This window comes from Paraglaciecola mesophila KMM 241 (assembly GCF_000315015.1).
Classification (GTDB): domain Bacteria; phylum Pseudomonadota; class Gammaproteobacteria; order Enterobacterales; family Alteromonadaceae; genus Paraglaciecola; species Paraglaciecola mesophila.
Genome location: NZ_BAEP01000008.1, coordinates 68,702 through 77,580, shown reverse-complemented (window position 1 = coordinate 77,580; position 8,879 = coordinate 68,702). Strand labels below are relative to the sequence as shown.

The 8,879-nt window shown below is 43.7% G+C and carries 9 protein-coding genes and 5 tRNA genes; 5 read left to right on the top strand and 9 right to left on the bottom strand.

The window, feature by feature from the left end:
• Positions 1–82: 82 nt before the first annotated feature.
• The 8 genes from GMES_RS03390 to GMES_RS03355 all read right to left on the bottom strand — a co-directional run bounded on the left by GMES_RS03390 (position 83) and on the right by GMES_RS03355 (position 5,031).
• A tRNA-Leu gene (locus tag GMES_RS03390) sits at positions 83–169 on the bottom strand.
• A 51-nt stretch (positions 170–220) separates the two neighbouring features.
• Positions 221–294 (bottom strand) — tRNA-Cys (locus GMES_RS03385).
• A gap of 175 nt (positions 295–469) precedes the next feature.
• Positions 470–544: transfer RNA gene (locus tag GMES_RS03380), tRNA-Gly, on the bottom strand.
• 192 nt (positions 545–736) lie between these two features.
• Entirely contained in the window at positions 737–1,309 is a 573-nt protein-coding gene (pgsA, locus tag GMES_RS03375; protein ID WP_006991169.1) for a CDP-diacylglycerol--glycerol-3-phosphate 3-phosphatidyltransferase, read from the bottom strand.
• Positions 1,310–1,378: 69 nt separating this feature from the next.
• Positions 1,379–3,205 (bottom strand): excinuclease ABC subunit UvrC, encoded by a 1,827-nt coding sequence (gene uvrC, locus GMES_RS03370; protein ID WP_006991168.1) that lies wholly within the window; start codon positions 3,203–3,205, stop codon positions 1,379–1,381.
• A gap of 3 nt (positions 3,206–3,208) precedes the next feature.
• Entirely contained in the window at positions 3,209–3,853 is a 645-nt protein-coding gene (gene uvrY / locus GMES_RS03365) for a UvrY/SirA/GacA family response regulator transcription factor (RefSeq protein WP_006991167.1), read from the bottom strand.
• Positions 3,854–4,785: 932 nt separating this feature from the next.
• Positions 4,786–4,877, bottom strand: a tRNA-Ser gene (locus GMES_RS03360).
• 62 nt (positions 4,878–4,939) lie between these two features.
• Positions 4,940–5,031 (bottom strand) — tRNA-Ser (locus tag GMES_RS03355).
• 231 nt (positions 5,032–5,262) lie between these two features.
• On the opposite strand from GMES_RS03355, the gene GMES_RS03350 reads away from it, so the two are divergent.
• The 5 genes from GMES_RS03350 (at position 5,263) to GMES_RS03330 (ending at position 7,483) form a co-directional block, all read left to right on the top strand.
• Positions 5,263–5,931, top strand: a complete 669-nt coding sequence (locus tag GMES_RS03350) for a Bax inhibitor-1/YccA family protein (RefSeq protein WP_006991166.1) — start codon at positions 5,263–5,265, stop codon at positions 5,929–5,931.
• A 75-nt stretch (positions 5,932–6,006) separates the two neighbouring features.
• The gene (gene tusD / locus GMES_RS03345; protein ID WP_006991165.1) at positions 6,007–6,396 is read left to right on the top strand and encodes a sulfurtransferase complex subunit TusD; all 390 of its coding nucleotides are present in this window, start codon (positions 6,007–6,009) and stop codon (positions 6,394–6,396) included.
• On the top strand, positions 6,396–6,755 hold the full coding sequence (gene tusC, locus GMES_RS03340) for a sulfurtransferase complex subunit TusC (protein WP_006991164.1): 360 nt from the start codon (positions 6,396–6,398) through the stop codon (positions 6,753–6,755). The genes tusD and tusC overlap by 1 nt, the downstream gene beginning before the upstream one ends.
• On the top strand, positions 6,756–7,070 hold the full coding sequence (tusB, locus tag GMES_RS03335) for a sulfurtransferase complex subunit TusB (RefSeq protein ID WP_006991163.1): 315 nt from the start codon (positions 6,756–6,758) through the stop codon (positions 7,068–7,070).
• Between the two features lie 74 nt (positions 7,071–7,144).
• On the top strand, positions 7,145–7,483 hold the full coding sequence (locus GMES_RS03330) for a TusE/DsrC/DsvC family sulfur relay protein (RefSeq protein ID WP_006991162.1): 339 nt from the start codon (positions 7,145–7,147) through the stop codon (positions 7,481–7,483).
• A 91-nt stretch (positions 7,484–7,574) separates the two neighbouring features.
• Here GMES_RS03330 and serS read toward each other — a convergent pair whose 3' ends face one another.
• The gene (serS, locus tag GMES_RS03325; protein ID WP_006991161.1) at positions 7,575–8,873 is read right to left on the bottom strand and encodes a serine--tRNA ligase; all 1,299 of its coding nucleotides are present in this window, start codon (positions 8,871–8,873) and stop codon (positions 7,575–7,577) included.
• Positions 8,874–8,879 lie beyond the last annotated feature (6 nt).

Sequence of the window (8,879 nt, the reverse complement as noted above, 5' to 3'; positions counted from 1 at the left end):
GCGAAGCGTCGGTTTAAGCCGGCTATTAGCTGTATTTGTACAGAAATAAATTATTATGTGGAGTAAAGACTAAAACTTAAAATGGTGCCCGGGGCCGGACTTGAACCGGCACGTCCTTACGAACGAGGGATTTTAAATCCCTTGTGTCTACCAATTTCACCACCCGGGCATCGGGGGGATACTTGTTAATAATAACAAGCTGGTATTGCTAAAGCGTATATGGAGGCGGAACCCGGAGTCGAACCGAGATCCACGGATTTGCAATCCGCTGCATAGCCATTCTGCCATTCCGCCACATTTGGAGCTAGAAACGAAATTCGTATCCAACGACCAGTAGTAAAAACCTCTTTACTACTTACTGCATTAATTTGGAGCGGGAAACGATATTCGTATCCGGCCACCGCGTGGTTGCGACCCCTTGGGGAAGCTACCGGTAGTAAAAGCTTCTTTACTACATACTGCATTAAATTGGAGCGGGAAACGAGATTCGAACTCGCGACCCCAACCTTGGCAAGGTTGTGCTCTACCACTGAGCTATTCCCGCACCTGTTTTAAAAAGCTAACTGTTTAAGTAACGATGTCTTGTTTACTTAGCGAGTTGTGTGCTGCTCTCTAAATCTGGGCTGCATTCTACATTCACTATCAAGACTGTCAACAACAAAAATAACATTTTATGACTGACTGCTTGATTTTTGACTAATGCGCTTTTTTTTCAAACAATTTAGCGTAATTAACCCTATTTCGCCTCTGATTTTGATAAAGAGGGCCATGCGGCAAGTGTATAAGAAATCATCGACCAGAAAGATAATACCGCTGCAAAATACAATAATATATATCCTAGGGTGACCCAATAAATGGGAATTCCCATAAAATACTGCAATTCTGAGAGTAAACCTATCAAGGCTAACATTTGTGCCATCGTTTTCGCTTTACCCATAAATGATACTTTAACGGTATCTTGCAACCCTTTTTGGCCCATCCATTCGCGCAGCGCTGAAATATATATTTCTCGGGCTAATAGTAAAATTGCTGGAATGGTTATCCAAATGGTGGCGTAGGTGTGGGTAATTAACACTAAGGCCGTTGCGACAATGAGTTTGTCAGCTACTGGGTCTAAAAACGCACCGAATGCGGTAGATTGTTGTAATTTACGGGCTAGGTAGCCGTCGAACCAATCGGTGATGGCTGCAAACCAGAAAACAAATGCAGCGGCTTGGTGCGCCCACTGCCAATCAAGAAAATACACAGCGACAAAAATCGGTATCAGTAAGACCCGGATCACTGTGATGATATTTGGGATAGTCCACATGGAGCGGTGAGTCCTCGTTATCTGTTCAGTAGGCTGCCCTACCTGCTACGTGTTAACCACGCGCTGTTATTAATTATGGATATGGTCATAAATCGTATCCGCTAGTTCTGCGCTGATCCCTGGCACATTGGCGATTTCACTGCGACTGGCTTGCAAGATACCCTGCAAACCGCCCATATATTTCAATAAACTTTGACGACGTTTTGCCCCAACGCCTGGAATGGATTCCAATTTCGAGGTCTTTTTGTCCTTTTGACGCCGCGCTCTGTGCCCAGTAATCGCAAATCGGTGAGATTCGTCACGAATATGCTGAATTAAGTGCAGCGCAATGGAGTCACCAGATAACGGGATAGTAGCATGGTTGCCAGCCAAAATAAGCGTTTCCAATCCTGCTTTACGGCTACTGCCTTTTGCGACACCTATCAGTAAGGGTTTCTTCTCGTGCTTCCAATCTTCAAAGTAGTCCTCAGCTTGGGTCAATTGACCTTTACCGCCATCAATAAACAAAATATCCGGTATTTTAATGTCATCTTTTACATCGCGATACCGCCTTGCTAGCGCTTGCGCCATCGCTGCGTAATCATCCCCTGGGGTAATGCCTTCAATGTTAAAGCGCCGATAATCTGCTTTAAATGGCCCTTCACGATTGAATACCACGCACGAGGCCACTGTTAATTGACCCGAAGTATGACTGATATCAAAACATTCCATGCGTTGAATCGGTTGCTCAAACTCAAGTATTTTTTCTAATTCGGTGTAGCGTGCAAATACAGACTTTTGCTGGCCTTGTTTGGCAATTAATGCGTTTTCGGCATTGGTATTGGCTAAATCCAAATAGCGGCGTTTTTCATCTCTAGCACCGCGATAAAACTGGATCCGCCGCCCTGCTTCTTTGGTCAGCAACTCTTCTATTGCGCCTTGTTCGTTTAATTCAAGTGGCGTAACAATTTGTTTAGGGATGACTTTGTTACCGGCTAAATAAAACTGCAGAATAAAGGATTGAAATACTTCTTCTTCTGTTACATCAGCAGGCACTTTAGGGTAGAAGCTTTTGCTGCCTAACAGTTTGTTGTCACGAATAAACAAGCCTTGAATACTGGCAATACCGTTGCGATAGGCAAAACCAAACACGTCCATTTCTTCTTGGTTACCACTGACCCACTGCTGCTCTTGCACCTTATTTAGCGCGCTGATCTGATCGCGATAGCGCGCTGCAGCTTCAAAGCGCAAATCCGTGCTTGCGCGCTCCATATGCTGCACCAAGGAGTCAATTACCTGCTTGTTCTTACCTTTGAGAAACATGCGCGCTAAATCTACTTGCGCTTGGTAATCCTCATCGCTCACTAGGCCTTCAACACAGGGCCCGGCGCAGCGTTGCAGTTGATATTGTAAGCAGGGTCTTGAACGAGCCCGATAATAGCTGTCTTCGCATTGGCGAATAGGAAAAATTCGCTGCATTGTACGCAAACTTTCGCGTACCGCCCAGGCACTTGGATACGGGCCAAAGTATTCACCTTTGAGCTTTTTAGGACCGCGATGGTTGGCTAAGCGTGGGTGTTGATGGTCTGATAAAAAGATAAAGGGATAAGACTTATCATCTCGCAGCAATACGTTATAGCGAGGCTTATATTTCTTTATAAAGTTGTTTTCAAGAATGAAAGCTTCCGCTTCGCTGTGCACCACAGTGACATCCATGTTCGCAATATGCTTCACCAGAGATTGCGTCTTGATGCTATCAACTTGACTACGAAAATAGCTAGATACACGATTTTTCAGATTTTTGGCCTTCCCCACATAAATCACATCCTGCTTGTGATTATACATGCGGTAAACGCCGGGCTGGTTAGTGAGATCCTTGAGAAACGCTTTAGAATCAAACTCGATAGTGTCACTCATGAATTACAAATTTTCTGAATTTATCAACTTATGGCGCAGTGCCAAATGAGTCAGCTCAACATCCGTACTGACATTGAGCTTTTCAAACATACGGTAACGATGGGTGTTAACCGTTTTAGCACTGATATTTAAAAACTTGGCAATGTCTGGAACTTTTGAGCCTTTAGTGAGCATAAGCGTGATCTCTAACTCGCGCTCTGACAAACTCTCAAAAGGGTTACCGTCACTGAAATCCAGCGCCCCAATTGCAATTTGCTGCGCGATATCAGGGGAAACATACTTTTGACCCGCGGCTACTTTACGGATAGCCAACTCCATCTCTTTAGGATCAGAGTCTTTCGTCAAATAACCAAATGCTCCCATACGCATGACTTTTGCAGGAATAGGATTTTCTTTGTGAACCGATAACACGATAACACGTGTATTCTCACTAAAACGCAAGATTTGCTTGGTCGCTTCCAATCCACCAATGCCAGGCATACTCATATCCATTAATACCAAATCGGGCGCATTTTTACGGCAGAATTTGACTGCCTCTTCACCCGTTGTAGCTTCTCCAACTACGACAAAACCTTGTACATCTTCCAAAATACGTCTTATACCGGTTCTGACCAGCTCATGGTCATCAACCAACAATATTTTTATCAAACAAGTGCTCCTAGAGGAGTGTTATTTTTCTCAATTAAGGCGTTCAATATCACATAAATGAGAAAATATTTCAGCCTTCAATTACCTTATATTCACTAATAAGACATGTTTATTTTCATAAAACTGTGTGAATTTTGTACTTATCGGTAAAAGTGTGTGCTTAATCGGTTCCAACCTAGAATGGTATCTTTTAGACCTTGCCCCGTATTTCTTGCCAAACAAGTCGCTACAGAACATCGAATGATCCATCGGTTTTCACAATCTGGGACCCTAGCGGGTGCTGTAGGAGTGCCTCCGCACCGGCATTTACTCGGCATATCTGCTATGTCGGCGAGGCGATTAGCCAAAGTGCCTACTTCATCTTTGTGTTTCATATATTAATTGAACTGATATTACCGTTAGGCAAAGAGCATAAAGTAAATAACCCTACAAAGTCACGGTTATATTTTAACGGGCGTACTAATTAAGCGATTTACATCATTATTTTATGGAACTAAACGATATCGTTGTTTAGGAAGGTGATCTTAATGGGAAGTATCAACTTAGCAATAGTCAACTCAAAACCTATAAATAGTATATCTAACGATGAGTAAGTGACACCAAACTGATTTTGACTTGCCGATCCCACTCGTTGAAAACGAATAAAAAACCGCGGGGGGTCTCACCCTCGCTATCGACATGACGAAAACAAAAAAGCCCCAACGAATACGGTTGCCGATCTAGCTATTTGATTATGCACGTAGCTATTTGATTGAGCGCATACGACGCGAGGGATGTACTCAGGCACTTCCTTGTGCCTGACGCTACGCGCGCCTGCGGCGGTAGTGAATGTTCCTGACATTCGCTCGAACCGCGGGGGGTCTCACCCTCGCTATCGACACGACGAAAACAAAAAAGCCCCAACGAAAAACGTTGAGGCTTTTTTGTATTTATGGCGGATAGCGAGGGATTCGAACCCCCGGTAGGTTTGACCCTACGTCTGATTTCAAGTCAGGTGCATTAAACCGAGCTCTGCCAGCTATCCAATTCTTTTTGTGTAAACAGATTCATATCTAACTGATTTGTATCTATTTAACTTTCACAATATGGCGGAGAGGGAGGGATTCGAACCCCCGGTAGGTTTGACCCTACGTCTGATTTCAAGTCAGGTGCATTAAACCGAGCTCTGCCACCTCTCCGAATTGAGGAGCCGAATATTAATGACGTTTTACGTGCTTGTAAAGCCTTAATTAGCCAAAACTTACTGACCGACTACAAAATAGCCACACTGGCCATTTTTACATCAAGTTACTAATATTTCGCATAATAGTCACCCCTAGCACTTGAATAATTGAACAAAACCCCATACAAAGGCATCATAGATATATTATCTGTTTTCACTACATCACTTTACCTATTGGAGGTAACAAATGGAACATCGTACTACGTATAGCAATACTGCTCAGGGTTCTGCCCTGCAAACAAACAAGGTCTTGCGCAATACGTACCTACTATTGGCAATGACTCTGACATTTAGCGCAGTGTGTGCTGGTATCGCAGCTGCAATGAATATCGGCCCAGGTGCTGCGTTAGGTATGAACCTTGCCGCATTGGTTATGATTTTCTTTTTAAATAAAGCGTCACAAAGTTCAATGGGTATTTTATTCGTATTTGCCTTCACCGGTTTATTAGGTGGCTCTTTGGGCTATACCTTAAATTACTATGCTGGCTTCCAAAACGGTCCTGAAATGATCATGCAGGCCTTTGGCGCGACCGCGTTAGTCTTCTTTGGTTTATCCGGTTATGTTTTAACAACGAAGAAAGACTTCTCTTTCATGGGTGGTTTCTTAATCGTTGGCTTAATTGTGGCGGTTGTTGCATCTTTAGCTAACCTGTTTTTCCAAATTCCAGCGCTTAGCTTGGCTGTCAGTGCTGCTATCGTGTTTATTATGTCGGGCTTCATCTTGTTTGATACTAGCCGTATCATCAACGGTGGCGAAACCAACTATATTCGCGCGACGGTATCAATGTACTTGAATATATATAACTTGTTCACCTCTATCCTTCACCTACTTGGTGCTTTCGGTGGCGATGACTAATCGTTAATATGTTGCAAAAACACCCCGCCTCGTCGGGGTGTTTTTATTTGTACTAAACTTAGGTGACTTTCAATTATGGCAACCTTCGGTTTACTGGTTACCCACGCTCCGTTTGAGCAACAACATGCGTTTACTGCTTATCGCTTTGCGCTAAGTGCTCTGGCTTTAGGGCATGAAATAAAGGGCGTTTTCTTTTATCAAGCCGGAGTGCAAAATGCTAATGGCTATCAGGCGGGTCACAGTGATGAATTTAATGTACACCAAGCATGGGTAGAGTTAAGTGCACATCATGGCATACCGCTAAATGTATGCGTCACAGCAGCTAACCGTCGAGGTGTCATCAACGCACAAGATGCCAAGGATAACGACCAACAGGGATTTAACCTAACCGAGCCTTTTATCGAAGTAGGTTTGGGTGATTTAGTTGAGCTAAGTCAAGTCAGTGATAGGGTGATACAGTTTTGATGACAAAAACCTTAGGTGTTATTAATAGTACCGCGCCCTATGGTGTGTCTAACGGGCAGGAAAGCTTGGACTTAGCGTTGGCCTCGGCAAATTTTGGCCAAGAAGTGACGCTATTTTTTATAGATGATGGCGTGTTTCAGTTACTCAAATCTCAACAACCCATTCCGGAACAAGGCAAGCATTACAGCAAGACCTTCTCAGCGCTCACGTTTTACGATATTGACGACATTTATGTTTGTCAGCAAAGTCTCAATGAAAGGAGCTTAGAGGTGTCAGACTTGTGCATTGAGGTCACCGCCCTGCCCCCAGAACAGCTAAATCAGCAGCTAGCACAGCTAGACCACTTGATGAGATTTTAAATGACACTGCACATAGTAAGTACCAGCCCTTTTGGCACCACTCTATTTGAAGGTGTGTTTCAGCGTTGCAGTAAAAATGATGGGATCATGTTAATACAAGACGGCGTATATGCGTTAAACCATGTAGAGGTCTATCGTCAGTTAAAAGAACTGAACCTATCGTTGGGTATTGCTTGCTTCGCCCTAGAAGATGATGTGGTTGCCAGAGCAAATCAGGTCAAATCTGCGGGCGTAGACTCTGAGCTAATAAGGTGTATCAGCATGGAAGACTTTGTAGTACTGACGCTTGACTTCAAAGCGACGATCAGTTGGTAAATAATGATGCAGATTTATAACCAAGGTGAAGTAAGTCGCCCGAGATTAAAAGATATTACGAGGTTTCATTACACGTGAGCGGTTTTATAGAATACAAAGAGCAACAGATCCCAGTAGACAAACAAGGCTATTTATTAAATGTGGCCGACTGGCAACCAGATTTAGCGCCCATTTTAGCCGAAGATGAGAACATAGAATTAACCGATGCCCATTGGGAAGTAGTTTACTTCGTACGCGATTTTTATTTGGCGTACAATACCAGCCCAGCTATGCGTGCCTTAGTCAAAGCCATGAAGGTAAAATTTGGTGAAGAAAAAGCCAACAGCCGCTATTTATTTAGATTATTTAAGAAAGGTCCTGCCAAACAAGCTACCAAAATAGCCGGTTTACCTAAACCCGCTAAATGCTTGTAGTTTACAGCGAACTGAATTAACAAAAAAGCGCGACCCCTTCGTAGATAAGTGGCCGCGCTTTTTAGTCTCAATAATGCCGGGCGTTATAACGTTACTTGACTTCACCAATCATAGTTACACCATTCATATAAGGATGAAGCACTTTAGGGATGGTAATGCTGCCATCAGCTTGCTGGTAGTTTTCCAAAATGGCCACTAGCGTGCGCCCTACTGCCAACCCAGAACCATTTAACGTATGTAGCAACTCGGTCTTATTCGTTTGCGGGTCGCGGTAGCGTGCCTGCATACGACGCGCTTGGAAATCAAGCATGTTCGAACAGGACGAAATCTCACGATAAGTATCTTGCGCTGGTAACCACACTTCTAAATCGAATGTTTTGCTTGCCCCAAAGCCCATATCACCAGTACACAACAACATCTTACGGTAAGGTAATTCAAGCAACTGAAGTACTTTTTCAGCGTGGCCGGTTAATTCGTCCAAGGCGTCAAATGATTTGTCTGCTTCGACCAATTGCACCATCTCTACTTTATCGAATTGATGCTGACGAATAAGACCACGCGTGTCACGGCCGTATGAGCCCGCTTCACTCCTAAAACAAGGAGTATGCGCCGTCATTTTAATCGGCAATTCGCTTGCAGCAAAGATGCAATCACGGGCAATATTGGTTAATGGCACTTCTGATGTAGGTATCAAGGACAAGCCTTGGCCTTCTTCGGTAGCTGGTTTGGTATGAAATGCATCACCAACAAACTTTGGAAATTGTCCCGTACCCAACATGCTTTCTTCGTTCACCAAATACGGCACATACATTTCTTGATAACCATGCTGCTGGGTGTGTAAATCAAGCATAAATTGGGCAATGGCGCGATTTAATCGCGCTATTTGGCCTCGCATTACCACAAAACGAGAGCCGGTTAATTTAGTAGCGGTTTCAAAATCTAAACCGTTAGCAACACCAGCGCCTAAATCAACGTGATCTTTGACTTCAAAATCGAACACCCGAGGTGTTCCCCAGCGTGATACTTCTACATTCTCTTCTTCATCTTTACCTTCAGGCACACTATCATCAGGCAAGTTGGGTATATTCAAAGTCAGCGACTGAATTTCATCTAATAAGCCTGTCAGTTCGGCTTTAGCCGCATTAAGCTCATCACCAAGTTGGCCGACTTGTGCCAGCAAAGGCTCAATATCTTGACCTGATGCTTTCGCTTTACCGATAGACTTGGAGCGCACATTACGTTCATTTTGTAATTCCTGAGTGCGCATCTGTAAAGATTTGCGCTTTTCCTCTAGCGCTGTGAACTGAGCGACATCAAGGGTGTAACCTCGTTTCTCGAGTTTTTGCGCCGCAATGTTTATATCGTTACGTAAATACTTAGCATCTAACATCTTGTT

Bases quoted from the DNA above. Each gene is read 5' to 3' on its own strand.
- pgsA (WP_006991169.1), bottom strand. From the start codon at position 1,309: ATGTGGACTATCCCAAATATCATCACAGTGATCCGGGTCTTACTGATA.
- tusD (WP_006991165.1), top strand. From the start codon at position 6,007: ATGGCAACCTTCGGTTTACTGGTTACCCACGCTCCGTTTGAGCAACAA.
- tusC (WP_006991164.1), top strand. From the start codon at position 6,396: ATGACAAAAACCTTAGGTGTTATTAATAGTACCGCGCCCTATGGTGTG.
- GMES_RS03350 (WP_006991166.1), top strand. From the start codon at position 5,263: ATGGAACATCGTACTACGTATAGCAATACTGCTCAGGGTTCTGCCCTG.
- uvrC (WP_006991168.1), bottom strand. From the start codon at position 3,205: ATGAGTGACACTATCGAGTTTGATTCTAAAGCGTTTCTCAAGGATCTC.
- serS (WP_006991161.1), bottom strand. From the start codon at position 8,873: ATGTTAGATGCTAAGTATTTACGTAACGATATAAACATTGCGGCGCAA.
- tusB (WP_006991163.1), top strand. From the start codon at position 6,756: ATGACACTGCACATAGTAAGTACCAGCCCTTTTGGCACCACTCTATTT.